Below are 19,622 nucleotides of genomic sequence, written 5' to 3'. Positions count from 1 at the left end.
AATCTTTAAAATTGAACGTGCCTTAGCACACAGTTTTGTGTGCCGACTTAGCTCAGCTGGTAGAGCAACTGACTTGTAATCAGTAGGTCAACCGTTCGACTCGGTTAGTCGGCACCATTTATTTACTAAACTAGTTTAGTAAAAAGTTAACTTAGAAAATTTAGTTAACTAGCACAGTTTATGTGCCTCGATAGCTCAGTCGGTAGAGCAGAGGATTGAAAATCCTCGTGTCCGTGGTTCGATTCCGCGTCGAGGCACCATTTATTGAAAAGCCTTGCTTATGCAAGGTTTTTTTATTTTAAGTGCTTTATAAAAGTTCTCAATCTTTAAAATTGAACGTGCCTTAGCACACAGTTTTGTGTGCCGACTTAGCTCAGCTGGTAGAGCAACTGACTTGTAATCAGTAGGTCAACCGTTCGACTCGGTTAGTCGGCACCATTTATTTAGGTAACTTAAAGCAACTGACTTGTAATCAGTGGTCTGTATAAGTTACCCGCTCGACTTTGTTAGTCGGCACCATTTATTTAGGTAACTTAAAGCAACTGACTTGTAATCAGTGGTCTGTATAAGTTACCCGCTCGACTTTGTTAGTCGGCACCATTTATTTAAAAGCCTCGCTTATAGCGAGGCTTTTTTGTTTTCAACTTGAGAATTAAAAATACCCATAGTTAAGAGCAAAGCAACTGACTTGCAATCAGTAGTCTGTATAAGTTACCCGCTCGACTCGGTTAGTCGGTACATTTATTTAAAGCCTCGCTTATAGCGGGGCTTTTTTGTTTTTGTATATTTAATCTCTTAAACACATTACAAAAAGTTAATTTTAGTATTAAAAATTGCTGATCATTTGCTCATTTTTACCGTATAACTGGCTATTATGTTAGTTCATCGCTAGCTATGTAATGTTATGTAAAGTAGGTTGAGCAAAATTTGCCAAAGTGCTTGAATTAACCTCATAAATAGCAGTAATTTAGGTTTAATTATGATTTGGCAATGCAAGCCAACCCTACTGGCAATTAGTGTGATGCTGCTCAGCGGCTGTGCGAGTGATTTGAACTCGTCGCAGCGCATGCAAGCGCCTAATAATATGCCTCAGCAATGGCAGCAAGAAGCATCAAGCTCAGTGTTAAAAGTACAAGAGCAATGGCTTACACAATTACAAAATCCTACGCTTAATAAATTTGTACAACAAGCACTTAAAAATAACCAACAGCTTTTGCAAACGAGTTATGATGTTGAAATTCAAAAGCAGCAACTTATAGTCTCGGGCGCTGCACTTTGGCCAAGCCTCGATTTATCAACACGTACAAGCCGTAGTAAAGACAACCGCCCTGTAAGTTACGACAACGCAAGCTCAGCTAGTTTAAACTTAACTTACGAGGTTGATTTATGGGGTAAGCTCTCTGACGCCAAGCGCGAAGCTAATCTTAACTATTTAGCTCAGCAGGCACGGTTTGAGCAAGCTAAACAGCAACTTGTTGCTGATGTGGTAACAGGTTGGTTTGATGTGGTTACGGCGCAGCAATTACTGGATTTATTTAAACGTCGCGAAGCCAACTCACAACAAAATCTCGATATTATTGAAGCTGGCTATCGCCAAGGCATAAACGAAGCGCTCGATGTGTATTTAGCGCGTAATGAGCTTAATAATGAACGCTCTCGCATTGCCACTCAAACAGCGAGTTTATCGGCGTCAGCACGTTCACTTGAGCGTTTACTTGGTGAATACCCAAAAGGCGCTATTACTGCTAGTAGTGACTTACCTGTTATTAATACCGATATTCCTCTAGGATTACCTTCTGAACTTATTACGCGAAAACCTACTCTACGTGCAAGTTGGTATGAGCTTTTAGCAGCCGATGCATCATTGGCATATGCGCACAAACAACGCTTTCCAAGTTTAGATTTAACTGCTTCATTAAGCGATAGCACCGACAGAGTAAGCGACTTGTTTTCTCCATCAAGCCTTGCATGGTCTTTATTAGGTAGTATTTCAGCGCCACTTTTTGAAGGAGGGCGCTTAAAAGCCAACGAAGAGATAGCGCGTCTTAATACTCAAAAGCAAGAGCAGCTTTATTTACAAACGCTTTATGACGCATTTGGTGATGTTGAAAATGCAATTTCGCAGCAGCAGTCTCTCAAAGCTCAATATACAAGCACATTAGAGGCACAAGAAAACGCACTTGCTGCAGAGCAATTGTCGTTTGAGCAGTATCAAAGTGGCTTGGTGACTTATACAACTGTGCTTGATGCCCAAGATCGCTCTTTCGATGCGCAAAGCTCCTTAATCGATATTAAAAACCAATTAATAGCCAATAGAATTAACTTACACATTGCCCTTGGTGGTGATTTTGCAAAGCCCTCAAGTGAACTAAAGAGCAATAACGATGAAAACTAAAACAGCAAAAATTATTATTCCAGCGGTGGTTATTGTTGCCACAATTTTAATTGTTATGTTTATTAAGGGGAATCCACCAGAGGCTAAACGCTTTGGGGCACCTCCTAAGGCATCAATAAGTGTGGCTGCGCTTGAGCTAAAACCACAAAATTATCAAGTTATGATAGACAGCTACGGTACGGTAAAACCACGTACACAAAGTTTGTTAGTGGCTCAGGCATCTGGACAAATAATTGAAGTAAGTGATGACTTTAGAGAAGGCGGTTTTTTTGAAAAAGGCGATGTACTTTTAAAACTAGATGACAGAGATCATCAGGCTGAAGTTAAATCTGCTCAAGCCAATTTATTAACCGCAGAGCAAGGTTTACTAGAAGAAAAAGCGCGTGGGCAACAAGCTATTACCGATTGGAAACGCCTTGGCGGCTCAAATCAGGCAAGCAGCTTAGTACTACGTGAGCCACAACTAGCAGCCGCTGAAGCTGAGGTTTTATCGGCTCAGGCTGCACTTGAAAAAGCGATGCTTGATTTAGAGCGCACTAAAGTAACGGCACCATATGCGGGACGTATACTTAGCCGCAGTGTTGATTTAGGGCAAGTTGTTACTAACAACACACAGTTAGCTACCATTTACGCAATCGATAGCGTTGAGATTCGCTTACCAATTAAAAATAAAGATCTCCCATTTGTAAATTTACCAGAGCAGTATCGCGATGGTGCTAAAAACCAAGCGGGTTCAATTGTTAAATTTACTTCTGACTTAGTAGGTGAGCAAACGTGGCAAGGGCAATTAGCACGCACAGAAGGTGCTATAGATGAAGGCGCACAGCAGCTTTATGTAGTTGCTAAAATTAATGACCCGTATAAAGCAACAGCAAATAACCAGTACCCAATAAAAATTGGGCAGTATATAAAAGCGCAAATTACCGGCAGAACAGTATCTAACGCACTTATAATTCCTAACAGTACAATTTATCAAGGAACGTACGTTTACATTGTTGAAGATGGCGTACTTAAGCGCAAAGACATCACACTAGCTTGGCAAAATGCGACTCAGGCGATGATAAAAACCGGTTTAAACGCAAATGATAAGCTTGTTATTACTCCACTTGGTCAAGTAAGTTCAGGAACTCAAGTAAGTATTTTAGGTGAACAAAGCGCAGATCAACCTAAAAGCCGTGGAGCGAATGGGCAAGGTAAAGGAAAGCGCCCGACTCCAGAGCAGCTTGAACAAAAAGCAAAAGAGCTTGGTATTAGTGTTGAAGAGTTAAAAAAACGCCGTCCAGCAAAGCAAGGAGATAAGCCATGATAGCTTGGTTTGCCAAAAACCATGTTGCTGCTAACTTATTGCTAGTAACACTGCTGCTGTCGGGGCTTTTTAGTTTATCGACTAAAATACCGCTTGAAGTATTCCCTTCATTCGAAACCGACATGATAAGCGTGAACGTAAGTTTGCGCGGTTCAACACCAGAGGATGTAGAGCAAGGTGTAACAATTCGTATAGAAGAAGCCGTACAAGATTTAGAAGGTATTAAGCAAATATTTAGCCGCTCTTCTGAAGGCTCAGGCTCTGTAACAATTGAAGTTGAAACGGGCTACGACCCGCGTGAGCTTTTAGCTGATATTAAAAGTCGTGTAGATGCAATTAATACCTTTCCAGCCGATGCTGAAAAGCCAATAGTCGCGCTTGCGGAGCGAATTCGCGAAGTTATCGCGGTTACCGTATCAAGTGATTACGGCGAAAAAGAAACCCGTGAATACGCAGAAACAGTACGCGATCAAATTCTACGCTTACCAAATGTGACGCAGGTAGAGCTAAGTGGTGTTCGTGATTACGAAATTGCCATTGAAGTAAGCCAAGACGTTCTTCGTCAGTACGATTTAAGCCTTGCACAAATATCGAGTGCGATTGCTAATTCAAGCTCTGATATTTCTGCTGGTAACTTAAAAACTGAAGGTGGGGACGTACTTATAAGCTCTAAAGGGCAAGCATATCGTAAAGATGAATTTGCCAATATTGTTGTTAAAAACCAAGCTGACGGCACGATTATTCGTTTAGGCGATATTGCAATAATTAAAGACGATTTTGAAGAAACCCCAGTACGTACTCGCTTTAATGGTAAGCAGGCTGCATTTATCGACGTATATCGAATTGGTCCACAAAGTGCGATTACTGTTGCTGACGAAGTAAAAAATTACATAAAAGAGCAACAAAGCTCCCTTCCACAAGGGTTTGAACTAAGTTACTGGGATGATGATTCGGAGCTGGTTAAAAGTCGAATTGCCACACTAACGACCAATGCCCTACAAGGCGGTATTTTAGTACTTGCTTTACTTACTTTGTTTTTACGCCCTGCAATTGCATTTTGGGTATTTATTGGTATTCCGGTTTCATTTATGGGCGCGTTTATAGCGATGCCTATATTTGGCGTAACCCTTAATATTATGAGTTTATTTGGCTTTATATTAGTACTGGGAATTGTTGTTGATGACGCCATAGTTACTGGCGAAAATGTCTATACCCATTTAAAAACAGCTAAGTCGGGCGAGCAAGCTGCAATTTTAGGTACTCAAGAAGTCGCAACACCAGTAACATTTGGTGTATTAACTACCGTTGCCGCCTTTTTACCTTTGGCCTTTATTGAAGGGGCGCGCGGTGCTTTGTTTGCACAAATACCGGTAGTGGTTATTCCGGTATTATTGTTTTCATTGATTGAATCTAAATTTGTACTACCCGCACATTTAAAATATATAAAACTACGCCACGAAAAAGGCGAACCTTCAAAGTTTGATGTTATTCAACAGCGTTTTGCAGATGGATTTGAAAACGCGATTTTAAAATATTACCAACCAACTTTAAATTTAGCACTGCGCCATAAATTGGCTTCGGTAAGTTTGTTTGTTGGTGTGTTTATAATAATTTTAACCATGATCACTAGCGGTTGGACTAAGTTTGTGTTTTTCCCGCGTATACCAAGCGAAACAGTCCGCGTTAACTTAACACTACCAACAGGTACGCCGTTTGAAGTCACTAATAAATACGTAATTGATATGTCGCAAAAGGCGCAGCAATTACAAGAAAAATACCGCGACCCAGATACAGGTGAAAGCGTTATTTTAAATATATTAGCCACAACAGGTGGGCGCGGTGGTGTATCTAATTCAGGTTCAGTACGATTTGAAATAACACCGGCTGAAAAGCGTGAATCAGACATAGGATCAAGAGAGCTTGCCAGCGAATGGCGTGATTTAATTGGTGTCATTCCAGGCGCTGAAAGCTTAACGTTTAGAGCTGAAATTGGCCGAAGTTCTGACCCAATTGATGTTCAGCTTAGCGGGACTTCGTTGACTATTTTACAAGACGTGGCTGATCACATTAAAACCCGTTTATCGACCTACCCAACGGTATTTGATATTGCAGATAGCATGTCTGATGGTAAAGAAGAGTTACAAATAGAGCTTACGCAGCAGGGCTTAGCGCTGGGCTTAAATAGAGTTAATGTTGCAGGTCAAGTGCGTAACTCGTTCTTTGGCTCGCAAGTCCAACGTATTCAGCGCGGGCGTGATGATGTACGTGTAATGGTTCGCTTACCTATAGACGAGCGCCGCTCAGTTGCCGATTTACAAAATATACTCATCAATACACCTACTGGTGGTTCGGTGCCGTTATCGCATGTTGCAACCCTTACCGCAGGGCAAAGCCCGTCAACTATTAACCGAATAGACCGCTACCGTACTTTAAATGTAACAGCGGATATCGAAAAAAATAACACCAACATGACCATACTTCAGGCTGACCTAACGGAGTATTTAGATGAGTTAATGCAGCAATATCCTGGAGTAGATTACAAACTAGAAGGTGAAGCTAAAGAGCAGCGAGAGTCGTTTGGCTCATTGGCTTGGGCACTTGTGTTTGTATTTTTCATAATTTATGCGCTATTAGCAATACCGCTTAAATCTTACTTACAGCCAATTATAGTAATGAGTGTAATTCCATTTGGCATGATAGGTGCTGTAGTCGGGCATTGGATTATGGGTATGGATTTAACCATTATGAGCTTGCTTGGTATGCTCGCCTTAACTGGGGTGGTAGTAAATGACTCCCTTGTACTAGTTGATTTTATCAATAAAAAGCGCAGTGAAGGCGGCAAATTACTAGATGCAGTTAAACTTGCAGGTGCATCGCGTTTTCGCCCTGTAATGCTAACAAGTTTAACGACCTTTATTGGCTTAATGCCGTTATTATTTGAAAAAGCGACTCAAGCGCAGTTTTTAATACCTATGGCGGTAAGTTTAGGGTTTGGGATTATTTTTGCGACCTTTATTACTTTATTGTTAGTGCCAATAAACTACATGATGATGGAGCGCTTTCAAGGTTGGTTTAAGTAAATAAGCGTAAGCATTTAAAATTTAGCTGTAAGTAAGAAATTGCTTGCAGCTTTTTTTTGCCAAAAATTATAAAAATAATGTACGAAGGTATAGCAAAAAAATGAATAAGTAATAAGAGGGAGTATAAAAATAAGAAGGTGTTCCCCAAGATACGGTACCCGGTTTCAGTCCTGAAACCAGAAGGTTTCAGGGCGGAAATCTGCGGTTTACCGTAGGCTTCTCGGTACATGCCGAGCTTGCACAATAGTAGACGAACAGAAATCCTGGTATAAAATTTATCGGCTCAGGGACTTAACCAAGCTCCGGTACCCCAGGGAACAATTTAAGTATATAAGACATAATCCAATCCTTAAACCCCAAACGTAAAAAATTAAACCGTTCGCTTAGTTTTCCCGCACCTTTAACTCGTCATTTACTTTATCGCATGGTTTTTGAGCTTGATCATACAATTAATTGGAGTTGCTTTTTATCGAGTGGTAGCATTGCCTTAACTTGCAAAGCGAAGATTCGATTATGAACGATTTACCCGATTACGAAAAAGCTCAACTGCTTTTAGAAAAAAACGAAATATTTGTATCACCTGCCGAAGCGCATGGTGTAATTAGTGGTTTACTTGCGTGTGGTTTAACCATTGACGACAAAGAATACTTAGGCCTTTTGAGCGATGTGTTTAACGATGGTGAATCATTTAGTAACGATTTAAAGCAATTTTTTGGCACTATTTATAAGCAAGTAGTTGCGAGCTTTAATGATGACGAATTTCAGTTTGATTTATTTTTACCAAACGATGACGAAACACTCATCGATCAGGCTAATGGCCTCGTATCATGGGTAGCAGGGTTTATGCTTGGTTTTGGCTTAAAGCAAAAAGATTACGGTAAGTTATCAAGCGATGTTAAAGAAGTTATTACTGACTTTAGCGAAATCACTCGCCTAGATACCACTTTTGAAGAAACCGAAGAAGACAGCCAAGCGCTGCACGAAGTGATTGAATATGTGCGCGTATCAGCACTACTTTGTTTTGCAGAGCTTGGTAAAGAGCAAAACACGCAAAGTACTAAAAAAACACTTCATTAGTTTAAAAAGTTAAACGGGTTGGTTAATAATGGTTGAAGTACAAAAGTCAGAATTTAAAGCACGCCGTGAGCGTTTACTTGCGCAAATGGATAAAAATAGCGTTGCTATTATTCCCGCTGCGAGCGAAGTGACGCGTAGCCGCGATACCGAATATGCATTTAGACAAGATAGCGACTTTTTCTATTTAACAGGCTTTAACGAACCCGACGCTGTACTTGTACTATGTAACAACAGCGATGCACCCAGTACTTTATTTTGCCTAGATAAAGACAAGCTTGCAGAAATTTGGCATGGCCGCAGAGTTGGCTTTGATAAAGCTAAAAGTGACTACTTGTTTGATGAAGCTTACCCACTAAGTGAATTAAACGATAAGCTACTCGATATACTAAATGAAAAAGATGCGATTTATTTTGCACAAGGTGCTTATCCTTCATTTGATACCAAAGTGTTTACGTTACTAGGCACACTTAGAAGTGGTGCGCGAAAAGGCCTCAAAGCACCGAGTACTTTAAAAGAAATACGCGGCCTTATTCATGAAATGCGTTTGTTTAAATCGCCAAGCGAAGTAAATGTTATGCGAGAAGGCTGTGAAATTAGTGCGCGAGGGCACATGCGCGCTATGCGTTTTTCACATGCAGGAGCTACTGAATTTCAGCTAGAGGCAGAGCTGCATCATCATTATGCCATGAATGGTGCGCCGCACCCGGCGTACGGCACAATTGTTGGTAGTGGCGATAACGCCAATATTTTACATTACACGCAAAATAGCGACGTATTAAAAAATGGCGACCTGGTACTTATAGACTCCGGTTGCGAGCTACAAGGTTACGCCGCCGATATTACACGTACCTTCCCTGTAAATGGGCAATTTAGCGAAGAGCAAGCCGCGCTTTACAATATTGTACTTAAAGCGCAAGAAGTTGCCTTTGATGAAGTAAAACCAGGTGGTTACATGTCGCATGCTAATAAACTAGCAATGGAAGTAATGACTCAAGGTTTACTTGATTTAGGTATTTTAACCGGCGACTTTGATGAGCTAATGGCAAAAGGTGCATGTAAAGAATATTACATGCATGGGCTTGGGCATTGGCTTGGTTTAGATGTACATGATGTTGGCGATTACAAAGTAAATAACGTTGAGCGTGCATTTGAGCCGGGTATGGTACTCACCATTGAGCCTGGGCTTTATATCAGCGAAGACTCAAGCGCACCGCAAAAATACAAAGGCATTGGTATTCGTATCGAAGATAACTTGCTAGTTACCGAAACCGGCCATGAAAACTTGACCCTAAGCGTACCTAAAAAAATTAGCGATATAGAAGCACTTATGCAAAGTGCTAAAAACGTATAAAGCTCGGAGAGTAAAGTGGCTAAGCAGTTTGATGTAGTTATTATTGGCGGTGGTTTAGCGGGAGCAAGCTGCGCATTAAGTGTGGCTAAAACTAATCCCGGGTTAAATATTGCCGTTGTAGAAGCTAATCAAGTTACCGGCGACTACCACCCAAGCTTTGACGACAGAAGCATTGCACTTGCTCAGCAATCGGTAGAGTATTTACAAAGCCTCAATTTATTTGAACAAAATGCCCCTTACACCGCCGCAATCAAAAAAGTGAGCGTGTCTGATAGAGGCCACTTTGGCAAAGCGCACATTAATTGCGACGAATTTGCTAAACCTTCACTTGGTTACGTAGTAGAAGTTAACCCTTTTGGCCGAGCGCTCCACCTGCGTTTAACGCAGTCAAATATTACGCTTTTGTGCCCCGATAGCGTAATTGCCATTGAGCAAACACTGCATAGCAATACACTCACACTGCAAAGCGGCGAGCAATTAAACGCAGCGCTATTGGTTATTGCTGATGGTGCACAATCACCCACACGTAATTTACTCGGGCTTGGTTTTAATACCCAGCCATATGAACAAGGCGCAATTATTGCTAATGTAGAAGTGGCTGGTGGGCATAATAATCATGCCTTTGAGCGTTTTACACAAAGCGGGCCTATGGCGTTATTACCCATGAGCAATAACCGTTATTCGTTGGTGTGGTGTATGAGCCAAGATCAGGTTGAACAGCACATGGTACTTAATGAACAAGACTTTATAAGTGCACTGCAAAGCGCGTTTGGTTATCGCGGTGGGCAATTTACTAAAGTAGGCATGCGCACAAGTTACCCGCTCGTTTACGGGCAAGTCGAGTCTTTGACTGCGCACCGTACAGTGGTTATTGGTAATGCTGCACATGCTATTCATCCTATTGCAGGGCAAGGTTTTAATTTAGGCCTTCGCGACGTGCAAGTACTTAGTAATTTAATAGCAAACAGCCAACACGGTTTAGGCAGCTATGCGTTTACACGTGAATATTCAAAAAAGCGCAGTGATGATATAAAAACCGTAATGAGCTTAACCGATGCACTTGTTAGGCTTTTTTCAAACTCATCGCGAGTGCTCGCATTGGGGCGCAGTATTGGGTTGTTCTCGATGGATTTATTTCCCGCATTAAAAGCGCCATTAGCCAAACAGTTAATGGGGCAAGTTAAACAAGGTAGGCGTTTATGAAGCAAGCACAGGTTTGTATTGTCGGTGGTGGCTGCGTAGGGCTAACACTAGCACTTGGATTGGCAAAAGCCGATATAAGCGTCTTTGTACTCGACGGCGCACCAACACAAGCGTTGCCAACTGACGAATATGGTTTGCGCGTAAGTGCGCTAAGCATTGCAAGTCAAACCTTGCTTGAGCAATTAAACGTATGGCCCGAAATTATCGCACAGCGAGCGTGCGCTTATACGCATATGGATGTACGTGATGCCGACAGCTTTGGCAAAATAGCGTTTGATAACAAACAACTTGAGCTTGATCATTTAGGCCACATTGTTGAAAACGACATTATCCGCTACGCGCTTATAAAAGAGCTAGAGCAACAATCAAGCGCCACGCTAATGTTCGATACGCAGTATCAGCAAATACATCAAAGCGAATCAGATGTATTTATAACGCTTAAAAGCGGCGAGCCAATTATTGCAAAACTGCTGGTGGCCGCTGATGGGGCAAACTCGGCTATACGTAAACAATTTAATATGGCGCTTAGCTTTAAAGATTACGATCACCATGCGCTAGTTGCGACTGTTAAAACTAAAGAGCCGCACGCAAATACCGCACGCCAAGTGTTTTTACCAACCGGGCCGCTGGCATTTTTACCTCTGAACGATGCAAATACCCATTCAATAGTATGGTCTACTAGCCCAAACCACTGCGATGAGCTCCTTGCAATGGACGATTGTGCCTTTAATAAAGCCGTAATGGCAGCCATAGATGGCCAATGCGGGCTATGTGAAGTGCAAAGTGCGCGCGCAGCTTTCCCACTTAAAATGCGCTACGCCCAGCAATGGGTTTCAGGCAAAGTAGTGCTCATTGGCGATGCTGCACATACAATCCATCCACTTGCAGGGCTTGGTATGAACTTAGGCCTAAAAGATGCGGCTTATTTAATTGATCTACTCACAAGTGATAGTAAGGAGTTTGCAAGCACGCGCACACTTCGCGATTACGAACGTACCCGTAAGCTCGACGCACAAAAACACATAGCCATGATGCAAGGGTTAAAAGAGTTATTTGAAGGTGCAAATCCGGTTAAAAAACTTATTCGCGGAGTAGGGTTGTCACTCGTTGATAATTTAGGCCCAATAAAACACCTATTCGCCAAAGAAGCGATAGGCAAATAAGTTGGTTGGGAAGAGCGAAGCGAAACCCAACGGATAAAGTAAAGTGATGAGCTTGATTAAAAAACCGATGTTTAATTTAAACATCGGTTTTTGTTTTATGGTTGTTTTAAATATATTAAAAGCTTCGCTTTTCACGCGAGCAAGCTCAGCGTCTACGTGTAAAGTTTAACACTGAGCTTAATTTTACCTGTAGGCGTTTAGCTTGCTGACGCGACGAGCCTAGCTCGTAATTACTATCGTTAGCTAAAAAGTGCTTTGCGTTAAATCAGTTACAAATTCTTTTGTGCTTCATTCACCATATCCTTGAGCGCATCAACTAACATTGGATCTCGCGAGTTTTGCTTAGCAAGTTCTAATGCGTGTTTCATACTGGTGACGGCCTCTTTGAACTGCTTATTTGCAGTATAGCCTTGCGATAAACGCATGTGAGAATAGGCTGCATTTGGGTAATGGGTAGTAAAGTGTTTAAGCGTGGTAACAGCTTTAGCTGTGTTACCAAATTTTTGCTGGCTATGAGCAAATTCTACATATACATCTTGTGGAATTTTAAGCTCAAACCCATATTTATCACTCAGTGCTTGGTAGTAACCTGTAATAAGCGATACATCAGCAAATCTTCCGTGCTCGTCAGTAACGCTAAAAATTAGGTCGCCAAATAAGTGAATTAGGCTATCGCTAAGGGCTGGTAGTATGGTGCCCATATGACTAAAAGTAGGGTAATGCTTATATTCCCATTTTAGCTGTGTGGGCATTTGTTGCTCTAAATTTACTAAAATATTTAATACACCTGTATAAAAGCGTGACCCTTCACTTGCTACACTAATAAATAACGATTGACCGCCTTTAGGATTTTTAGTGTATTTTATAATATTATTTTTTAATTCTTCATCACTCCACCAACTGTTTGGGCTTATAGCTATATAGTTATTAAATAACTCAGGCTGATTAACTAAAGTATAAAGCGCTAAAGTACCTGCATTAGAGTGGCCAATTAAGGTGTTGTAGCCGTTAGTTGAGTAGTTAGAATTTATGTATGGCATAAGTTCGTCAGACACAAACTTCAAAAACTCGTCAGTTTGCCCCGCTTCAGGCCATTTATTTTGAACAAAGGTTTGAAACTCTGTTTTAGGCTCACCTTCTACTTTTGGTAAATAATCGCGAACACGGTTAGTTGTATCAATACCAACAAGCATTGCATTAGGTATTTGCTCGTAATCAACTAAGGATTTTATAACCCCAGACGCCGTATGAAAGTGCTCAATACCATCAAGTAAATAAATAACATAAAGCGGCTGATCGTCTTTTACAGTGTCAGGTATGAAAATTTTAATGGGTCTGTCTTCGTTAAGTATTTTTGATTGCAGAATGACTTTTTTACCAACGGTTATGTCAGTTGTATTGGTTTTTGCCTGGCTTAAAAATGGTGTACTAAAAGTAAGTATTAATACAAGCGATAGTAAGAGCTTCATAAATATCCTTATTTAATAATGTATTGCTTAATAATTGCACGGCTTTAAGTTTGAGTAAATACTTATATTTTGAGGCAGGTGTTAGACTTAAGTAATTCAAAGCTACGCTTTTTACGCGCGCAAGCTTGGCCTATATGATAAATATTAAACTGCGAGTTTAGCTTTTCCTTTAGGCCTACGACTTGCTAACGGGATGAGCGAAGCTCGTAATAATTGCCTTTAAACTCTTATCTATAAAAGCTTAAAAAACCTGCTTGCTTAATTATCCGTCTAAGCGTAAAATGCGCGCTCATTTCGGCTTTTAAACTATTAATTCCTTGCCTTAAACCGACCGGCCGAAACGGTAGAAGGCTCTATTAACCGTAAGGAATATCCATGCGTCATTACGAAATCGTATTCATGGTTCACCCTGATCAGAGTGAGCAAGTAACTGGTATGATCGAACGTTATACTGGTTCTATCACTGAAGCTGGTGGTACTATCCACCGTCTTGAAGACTGGGGCCGCCGTCAACTGGCTTACCCAATCAACAAGCTTCATAAAGCTCATTATGTTCTTATGAACGTTGAAGCACCTACTGAAGTAATCAGCGAGCTAGAAACTACTTTCCGCTACAACGATGCAGTGCTTCGTAACTTAGTTATGCGTACTAAAAATGCTGTAACTGAAGCGTCTCCTCTTGCAAGAGAAGAGAAGAAAGAAGCACCAGCTGCTTAATTGTTTTGAGTCCTAGCATGGCATGTAGTCAGCAGTTATTATAATGGTTAGCCCATATATGAATCAGCTGGTTATATCTGGGGTAGTTTGTAAAACTCCCAAGTTTAGCCAAAGCCCTGCTGGCATCCCGCATTGTATTTTTGTTGTAGAACATAAATCAATGCAAACCGAAGCAGACCTTAACCGTAATAGTTATGTGAGGCTTCAGGTAGTTGCCAGTGGAAAGCAAATGCAACAACAGACTCAACATTTGCACGTTGGGCAGGCATTGCAAGTGAGTGGTTTTTTAAATCGCCACGAAGGTCGTAACGGCCTTAGCCAATTGGTTTTGCATGCTCAGCATATAGAAAGAATTATTTGAGGAATTAATCTCATGGCACGTTATTTCAGACGTCGTAAGTTCTGCCGCTTTAAAGCGGAAGGCGTACAACAAATCGATTACAAAGATCTAGCTACTCTTAGAAACTATGTTACAGAAAGTGGCAAAATCGTACCTAGCCGTATCACAGGTACTAGCGCTAAATACCAGCGCCAGCTAGCAACTGCTATTAAGCGTGCTCGCTACTTAGCCCTTCTTCCATACACTGACTTACATAAGTAAGCAGCGGATTAACAGTTTTTAAAAGGTGTAGAAACATGCAAGTTATTCTACTAGATAAGATCGCTAACCTAGGTAGCCTAGGTGAACAGGTTGTAGTTAAATCTGGTTTCGCACGTAACTTCCTTTTCCCGCAAGGTAAGGCAGTTCCTGCGACTAAAGCTAACATTGAAACGTTTGACGCTCGTCGTGCAGAACTTGAAGCGAAAATCGCTGAACAGTTAGTTGCTGCACAAGCACGCGCTGAAAAACTAGAAGCATTAGCAGAAGTTACATTAGTATCTAAAGCTGGTGACGAAGGTAAGTTATTCGGTTCAATCGGTACTCGTGACATCGCTGACGCTATCTCAGCTGTTGGTGTTGAAGTTGCTAAGTCAGAAGTTCGTTTGCCTCTAGGTACTATCCGTGAGACTGGTGAATTTGACGTATCAATTTCAGTTCACTCAGACGTAACGGCTACTATCAAAGTAATCGTAATCGCTGAAGCTTAATTTTTAATTAAGCTAAAAAAGCCGTGCTATTAGCACGGCTTTTTTGTGCCTATAATTTGGCTAACTTCATTAGTTGAGGGCACAATTTAATACAACCTCGCATAAGCCCCTTTTTATTCAATTATTTTTTCATTCCTTTTAAACCTTTTCGAACTGTCATTACGTCTAACTTATCAATACACTTAAATAGCAACTCAACAATAATAATTAAAAGGCGGCATCACGGATGTTACACGTTAAACCCGAACCAACGCCTTTGTGCGAAGCTGCACTCATTGAGCGTGTTAAATCGGGTGATCAAGGCGCATACACAACGCTTTATGAGTTACATATAAAACGAGTATACGGTTTATGTTTACGCTTATTAGCAGACCAAGCACACGCCGAAGACGCCGCCCAAGAGGTATTTGTACAGGTATGGCATAAAATAGCATTGTTTGATGGGCGTTCGCAGTTTTCTACTTGGCTATATAGTGTTGCCAGTAATGTAGCGATAAGTTACCTGCGCAAGCAAAAAAACTGGTTACAAAAAGTAGTAAGTATTGAACACAGCGGTATGGATGAGCAATCAGCTAACGACTGCAAAGGCTTAAATGGCCTCGATAAGTTAATAGTAAGGCTTCCTGAGCGCGCACGTATGGTATTTGTATTATTTGCTATTGAAGGTTACAGGCACGAGGAAATCGCGGAGCAATTAGGTATGGCTGTTGGCTCAAGTAAGTCACAATATCATCGTGCTAGGCAGTTATTACAAGAGTGGTATGAAAATGAGTAAACCAAACTTTAACGACTACTTAAACAAGTCATTAAACACGCTTGATAAAGAAATTACGCCACAAAAAGATTTATGGGCGGGGATTGAGCGAGCAATTGTTAATAATAAGCAGAACCCAAACAGCACTATTATTTGGCCAAAACTAACGGCAATAGCAGCGTGTACTGTGGCTGCTTTAATTGCTGTTAATATATTTGTTATAGCACCTGAACCACAGCCCGTAGTGGCTATAAGTGATTACTTTTCGGCTCAAAAAAATAGTTTGTTAGTTGAATACGAAAATAAAGAAGCATTAACCACTAACTGGCAAACGCAACTACAAGAACTTGAAGAAGCTGAGCAAGCAATAAAGCAAGCTCTTGAAAACGAACCACAAAACCAAGCGCTACTGGCAATGTTAGCGCAAATATATCAACAACAACTTGATTTAATTAACAAGGTGCACGCGCCACGTTGGCAGCACATTTAGGAGTACGATATGAAAGCGATTTTATTAGGACTGAGCTTATTTCCACTGGTGGCATTTGCGGGTGAAAAAATAGATAAGCAAATAGACGTACCAAGTGGCGGCACTATTTTTATTGAAAACCAACGCGGTGATATACATATTACAGGCTGGGATAAAAACGAATTTAAAGTATCTGGCGAGCTTGATGATAAAGCACAGGGTTATGAGCTTAAAACAAGTGGTGATAAAACACAGTTTATTGTAAAAATGCCCCGTAAATCAAATTGGGGCAATAGTGGTGACGGCTCAAACCTAACTATATTTATGCCTAAAAGCAGTAGTTTAGAGTTTGCTGGCGTTAATGTATCGGTGACTGCGAAGGAGCTTAAAAACGGCGCAGAAGTTGATGTGGTTAACGGCGAAATTACGGTAGATCATATTACTGGCAACATTAAGCTCACCACTGTAAATGGTGATGTGAACGCTGAGAACTTAAACGGGAATATTCAGTTTGAAACCGTAAATGGTGAAATTAACGATAGGCAATCAAGTGGTGAGCTGCGTTTTAGCGCTGTTAATGGTGATATTAAATCAACTTCAAGCGCTAATGATGTACGCCTTGAAAACGTAAATGGCGATATAGAATTTACGCTATCGGCTATTAAAAACCTACGTATTAATACGGTCAATGGCGAAGCAGAAGTACAGATTAACGAGCTTTTAAAAGGCGGTGATGTACGTTTTGAATCAGTAAGTGGTGATGCCGACTTTTATTTCCCACAAAGTGTATCAGCAAAGTTTGAAATTAAAGCCCATGCTAATGGTAAAATCATTAACAAAGTCAGTAGTGACAAAGTCAGTAAAGCTAAATATGGCCCAGCCAGTGATTTAGAATTTAGCATTAATGGCGGTAATGCTAATGTTGAAATGGATACCATTAGTGGACGAATAGAGCTTCGTACCAAATAACACTCATTCCCCATCACGATTACAAAAAGCAGGAAAGATTTCCTGCTTTTCTATTTGCACAGCCCCTGCAAGTCGATAGAATAGAGCCATTCAATTTTACTACTGTGAAGTTATGGCCAAACCAGATAAGCAAGTCGATACTCTTAAAGTTCCTCCCCATTCAATAGAAGCTGAACAATCTGTTTTAGGTGGCTTAATGCTTGATAACCAAGCTTTTGACCGCGTAGCTGAGCTTGTTGTATCACAGGATTTTTATACCCGCACGCACAAGTTAATTTTTGAGGCGATGACGGCACTTGCTGAGATTGGCGATCCGATAGATTTAATCACTATTTCTGAAAGTTTAGAAAAAAATAATAAACTTGCAGGCATTGGTGGTTTTGCTTACTTAGCCGAAATTGCTAAAAATACGCCAAGTGCAGCCAACATTGATGCCTACGCAAACATTGTACGTGAGCGTGCTGTTGTACGTGAAATGATTGGCGTGGCAAATGAAATAGCCGAAGCGGGTTTTAATACCGAAGGGCGTACTAGTCACGACTTACTCGACTTTGCCGAAAGCAAAGTATTTAAAATTGCCGAGCAACGTACAAAAAGTACGGAAGGCCCGCAAAGTATTCATAACATACTCGAAAAAACCGTTGATAAAATAGAAGAGCTTTATCAATCGCCACAAGATGGTGTAACGGGTGTAAGTACAGGTTATGCCGATCTTGATAAAATGACGACGGGCCTGCAACCGTCTGACTTAATTATTGTTGCTGCGCGTCCTTCAATGGGTAAAACCACCTTTGCGATGAACCTTGCAGAACATGCCGCAATGACTCAAGACAAACCCGTGCTAATTTACTCGCTAGAGATGCCTTCAGAACAAATTATGATGAGGATGTTAGCGTCTCTTGGCCGTATTAACCAAACTAAGGTACGTACAGGTCAGTTGGATGATGACGATTGGGCGCGACTTTCATCAACAATGGGCTTGTTGATGGAAAAAGGCAAAATGTATGTGGATGATGCCTCGGGCTTAACACCTACCGATGTTCGCTCTCGTGCGCGTCGTATTGCGCGTGACCACGGCGGCATTAGTATGATCATGGTCGATTACTTGCAGCTAATGCGTGTACCTAGCCTTGCTGATAACCGAACGCTTGAAATTGCTGAAATTTCGCGTTCACTTAAATCACTAGCAAAAGAACTAAAATGTCCGGTTGTTGCGCTTTCGCAGCTAAACCGTACGCTAGAGCAACGTGCCGATAAACGCCCAATTAACTCAGATTTACGTGAGTCAGGGTCGATAGAGCAGGATGCCGATTTAATCATGTTTATTTACCGTGACGAAGTTTACAACGAAGACAGTACTGATAAAGGTATTGCTGAAATTATCATAGGTAAACAACGTAACGGCCCAATTGGTAAAGTGCGTTTAACGTTCCAAGGTCAATTTTCTCGCTTTGATAATTACGCGGGACCAGCGGTTGATGACGATTACTAATGCGCTTAGCCACTGCTGAAATTAACTTAACGGCACTTGCGCATAACTTAGCGCAAGTTAAGGGCTTTGCACCTAACAGCAAGGTGATGGCGGTGCTAAAAGCAAATGCTTACGGGCATGGATTAGTAACGATTGCGCAGCATTTAAATAATGCTGACGCATTTGCTGTGGCACGTATAGATGAAGGGCTTGCCCTTCGAGCTGGGGGCTTAACAAAGCCAATTGTTTTACTAGAAGGCTTTTTTAACAAAGCCGACTTACCGATTCTGCTCGCCAACAATTTTCAAACTATTATTCACGATGAGTACCAATTAGCGGCGCTTGAAAAAGCAAAGCTAGATGCACCAATAACATGCTGGTTAAAAGTAAATACAGGTATGCATCGATTAGGTATTGCGCCAGAGCAGTTTGAAGCGTTTTATAACCGCTTACAAAAAACACCTAACGCTAAAAATACCGTTAATTTAATGACCCACTTTTCGTGTGCTGATGATGTTGATAATGCCAAAACGGTTCAGCAAATTACGTTGTTTGATAATTTAGTGAATGGCATTGACCAAGCGCATTGTTTATCAAATTCTGCTGGTATTATTGCCTGGCCAAGCGGTCATGGCGATTGGGTACGTCCTGGGCTTATGCTCTATGGTGTATCGCCAATGGCAAATAGTATTGGGCAGCAACACAAATTAAAACCAGTTATGCGCTTAACTACGCGCGTAATTGCAGTACGAAATGTGCCTGCTAATGAGGCTGTTGGGTATGGTGGTCGTTGGAAAAGCGATAAACCAACCAAGTTAGCTGTTGTAGCTATGGGTTATGGCGATGGTTATCCTCGACATGCTAAAGAGGGGACACCGGTAATAATTGGTGAGCAGCGTTATGGTATTGTAGGTAGCGTAGCTATGGACATGATCAGCGTTGATATAGGTGCTAATGAGCATAATATTAAAGTTGGCGACAGAGTCACTATGTGGGGCCCTGAGCTACCAGTTGAAGAAATAGCACTGTGCGCTGATACTATTCCTTACGAGCTATTATGTAATATTACACCACGCGTAAGTTATGAGTATCAGCCATAGTTAGTTTTT

General features: G+C 41.2%; 17 protein-coding genes, 3 tRNA genes and 1 other RNA gene. 19 read left to right on the top strand and 2 right to left on the bottom strand.

From position 1 onward, the window contains the following. Positions 1-41 precede the first annotated feature (41 nt). The 6 genes from H5120_RS07335 to H5120_RS07310 all read left to right on the top strand — a co-directional run bounded on the left by H5120_RS07335 (position 42) and on the right by H5120_RS07310 (position 6,781). Positions 42-117 (top strand) — tRNA-Thr (locus H5120_RS07335). A gap of 67 nt (positions 118-184) precedes the next feature. After that, positions 185-260, top strand: a tRNA-Phe gene (locus tag H5120_RS07330). Between the two features lie 102 nt (positions 261-362). After that, a tRNA-Thr gene (locus tag H5120_RS07325) sits at positions 363-438 on the top strand. 541 nt (positions 439-979) lie between these two features. Beyond that, positions 980-2,395, top strand: a complete 1,416-nt coding sequence (locus H5120_RS07320) for a TolC family protein (protein WP_182673992.1) — start codon at positions 980-982, stop codon at positions 2,393-2,395. Further along, positions 2,385-3,701 carry an efflux RND transporter periplasmic adaptor subunit gene (locus H5120_RS07315; protein WP_182671527.1) on the top strand — a complete coding sequence of 439 codons (1,317 nt, stop codon included), beginning with the start codon at positions 2,385-2,387 and terminating at the stop codon, positions 3,699-3,701. The genes H5120_RS07320 and H5120_RS07315 overlap by 11 nt, the downstream gene beginning before the upstream one ends. Next, positions 3,698-6,781 carry an efflux RND transporter permease subunit gene (locus tag H5120_RS07310; protein ID WP_002962744.1) on the top strand — a complete coding sequence of 1,028 codons (3,084 nt, stop codon included), beginning with the start codon at positions 3,698-3,700 and terminating at the stop codon, positions 6,779-6,781. The genes H5120_RS07315 and H5120_RS07310 overlap by 4 nt, the downstream gene beginning before the upstream one ends. A 137-nt stretch (positions 6,782-6,918) precedes the next feature. Here H5120_RS07310 and ssrS read toward each other — a convergent pair. Continuing rightward, a non-coding RNA gene (gene ssrS / locus H5120_RS07305) (6S RNA) lies at positions 6,919-7,101 on the bottom strand. A gap of 193 nt (positions 7,102-7,294) precedes the next feature. Between ssrS and H5120_RS07300 the strand changes: the two genes are divergently transcribed. The 4 genes from H5120_RS07300 to H5120_RS07285 are packed head-to-tail and all read left to right on the top strand — an operon-like array spanning position 7,295 to position 11,575. Continuing rightward, a complete protein-coding gene (locus H5120_RS07300) occupies positions 7,295-7,858 on the top strand; it encodes a UPF0149 family protein (protein WP_002962745.1) in 564 nt (187 codons plus the stop codon). Between the two features lie 28 nt (positions 7,859-7,886). Further along, on the top strand, positions 7,887-9,209 hold the full coding sequence (pepP, locus tag H5120_RS07295; RefSeq protein WP_182671528.1) for a Xaa-Pro aminopeptidase: 1,323 nt from the start codon (positions 7,887-7,889) through the stop codon (positions 9,207-9,209). Positions 9,210-9,224: 15 nt separating this feature from the next. Next, positions 9,225-10,412, top strand: a complete 1,188-nt coding sequence (ubiH, locus tag H5120_RS07290; RefSeq protein ID WP_182673991.1) for a 2-octaprenyl-6-methoxyphenyl hydroxylase — start codon at positions 9,225-9,227, stop codon at positions 10,410-10,412. Then, entirely contained in the window at positions 10,409-11,575 is a 1,167-nt protein-coding gene (locus H5120_RS07285) for an FAD-dependent monooxygenase (protein WP_182673990.1), read from the top strand. The genes ubiH and H5120_RS07285 overlap by 4 nt, the downstream gene beginning before the upstream one ends. Before the next feature lie 269 nt (positions 11,576-11,844). Here H5120_RS07285 and H5120_RS07280 read toward each other — a convergent pair whose 3' ends face one another. Next, positions 11,845-13,044, bottom strand: a complete 1,200-nt coding sequence (locus tag H5120_RS07280) for an alpha/beta hydrolase-fold protein (protein ID WP_182673989.1) — start codon at positions 13,042-13,044, stop codon at positions 11,845-11,847. A gap of 375 nt (positions 13,045-13,419) precedes the next feature. Between H5120_RS07280 and rpsF the strand changes: the two genes are divergently transcribed. The 9 genes from rpsF to alr all read left to right on the top strand — a co-directional run bounded on the left by rpsF (position 13,420) and on the right by alr (position 19,613). Continuing rightward, the gene (rpsF, locus tag H5120_RS07275) at positions 13,420-13,761 is read left to right on the top strand and encodes a 30S ribosomal protein S6 (RefSeq protein ID WP_002962750.1); all 342 of its coding nucleotides are present in this window, start codon (positions 13,420-13,422) and stop codon (positions 13,759-13,761) included. A 43-nt stretch (positions 13,762-13,804) separates the two neighbouring features. Next, positions 13,805-14,122 (top strand): primosomal replication protein N, encoded by a 318-nt coding sequence (gene priB, locus H5120_RS07270; protein ID WP_004588456.1) that lies wholly within the window; start codon positions 13,805-13,807, stop codon positions 14,120-14,122. A 12-nt stretch (positions 14,123-14,134) separates the two neighbouring features. Continuing rightward, positions 14,135-14,362: a 30S ribosomal protein S18 gene (gene rpsR / locus H5120_RS07265; protein WP_002962753.1), complete on the top strand. Its 228-nt coding sequence runs from the start codon at positions 14,135-14,137 to the stop codon at positions 14,360-14,362. 35 nt (positions 14,363-14,397) lie between these two features. Beyond that, entirely contained in the window at positions 14,398-14,850 is a 453-nt protein-coding gene (rplI, locus tag H5120_RS07260; protein ID WP_002962755.1) for a 50S ribosomal protein L9, read from the top strand. Between the two features lie 226 nt (positions 14,851-15,076). After that, positions 15,077-15,625, top strand: a complete 549-nt coding sequence (locus H5120_RS07255; RefSeq protein ID WP_002963053.1) for an RNA polymerase sigma factor — start codon at positions 15,077-15,079, stop codon at positions 15,623-15,625. Then, positions 15,612-16,094, top strand: a complete 483-nt coding sequence (locus H5120_RS07250) for a hypothetical protein (RefSeq protein WP_182673988.1) — start codon at positions 15,612-15,614, stop codon at positions 16,092-16,094. Before H5120_RS07255 ends, H5120_RS07250 begins: the two co-directional genes overlap by 14 nt. Positions 16,095-16,103: 9 nt before the next feature. Then, positions 16,104-17,042, top strand: a complete 939-nt coding sequence (locus H5120_RS07245) for a DUF4097 family beta strand repeat-containing protein (protein ID WP_182671533.1) — start codon at positions 16,104-16,106, stop codon at positions 17,040-17,042. A 112-nt stretch (positions 17,043-17,154) separates the two neighbouring features. Next, positions 17,155-18,534: a replicative DNA helicase gene (gene dnaB, locus H5120_RS07240; protein ID WP_002963050.1), complete on the top strand. Its 1,380-nt coding sequence runs from the start codon at positions 17,155-17,157 to the stop codon at positions 18,532-18,534. Further along, positions 18,534-19,613, top strand: a complete 1,080-nt coding sequence (gene alr / locus H5120_RS07235) for an alanine racemase (RefSeq protein ID WP_182673987.1) — start codon at positions 18,534-18,536, stop codon at positions 19,611-19,613. The genes dnaB and alr overlap by 1 nt, the downstream gene beginning before the upstream one ends. The last annotated feature ends 9 nt before the right edge of the window (positions 19,614-19,622 follow it).

The sequence above is a fragment of the Pseudoalteromonas sp. SR43-2 genome (assembly GCF_014163885.1).
Classification (GTDB): domain Bacteria; phylum Pseudomonadota; class Gammaproteobacteria; order Enterobacterales; family Alteromonadaceae; genus Pseudoalteromonas; species Pseudoalteromonas distincta.
The sequence above is the reverse complement of the archived record's forward strand: the minus strand, read 5'-3'. Positions and strand labels throughout refer to the sequence as shown.

Excerpts from the sequence above, each read along its gene's own strand:
- H5120_RS07320 (WP_182673992.1), top strand. The coding sequence starts at position 980 with ATGATTTGGCAATGCAAGCCAACCCTACTGGCAATTAGTGTGATGCTG.
- H5120_RS07315 (WP_182671527.1), top strand. The coding sequence starts at position 2,385 with ATGAAAACTAAAACAGCAAAAATTATTATTCCAGCGGTGGTTATTGTT.
- H5120_RS07310 (WP_002962744.1), top strand. The coding sequence starts at position 3,698 with ATGATAGCTTGGTTTGCCAAAAACCATGTTGCTGCTAACTTATTGCTA.
- H5120_RS07300 (WP_002962745.1), top strand. The coding sequence starts at position 7,295 with ATGAACGATTTACCCGATTACGAAAAAGCTCAACTGCTTTTAGAAAAA.
- pepP (WP_182671528.1), top strand. The coding sequence starts at position 7,887 with ATGGTTGAAGTACAAAAGTCAGAATTTAAAGCACGCCGTGAGCGTTTA.
- H5120_RS07285 (WP_182673990.1), top strand. The coding sequence starts at position 10,409 with ATGAAGCAAGCACAGGTTTGTATTGTCGGTGGTGGCTGCGTAGGGCTA.
- H5120_RS07280 (WP_182673989.1), bottom strand. The coding sequence starts at position 13,044 with ATGAAGCTCTTACTATCGCTTGTATTAATACTTACTTTTAGTACACCA.
- rpsF (WP_002962750.1), top strand. The coding sequence starts at position 13,420 with ATGCGTCATTACGAAATCGTATTCATGGTTCACCCTGATCAGAGTGAG.
- priB (WP_004588456.1), top strand. The coding sequence starts at position 13,805 with ATGGTTAGCCCATATATGAATCAGCTGGTTATATCTGGGGTAGTTTGT.
- rpsR (WP_002962753.1), top strand. The coding sequence starts at position 14,135 with ATGGCACGTTATTTCAGACGTCGTAAGTTCTGCCGCTTTAAAGCGGAA.
- rplI (WP_002962755.1), top strand. The coding sequence starts at position 14,398 with ATGCAAGTTATTCTACTAGATAAGATCGCTAACCTAGGTAGCCTAGGT.
- H5120_RS07255 (WP_002963053.1), top strand. The coding sequence starts at position 15,077 with ATGTTACACGTTAAACCCGAACCAACGCCTTTGTGCGAAGCTGCACTC.
- H5120_RS07250 (WP_182673988.1), top strand. The coding sequence starts at position 15,612 with ATGAAAATGAGTAAACCAAACTTTAACGACTACTTAAACAAGTCATTA.
- H5120_RS07245 (WP_182671533.1), top strand. The coding sequence starts at position 16,104 with ATGAAAGCGATTTTATTAGGACTGAGCTTATTTCCACTGGTGGCATTT.
- dnaB (WP_002963050.1), top strand. The coding sequence starts at position 17,155 with ATGGCCAAACCAGATAAGCAAGTCGATACTCTTAAAGTTCCTCCCCAT.
- alr (WP_182673987.1), top strand. The coding sequence starts at position 18,534 with ATGCGCTTAGCCACTGCTGAAATTAACTTAACGGCACTTGCGCATAAC.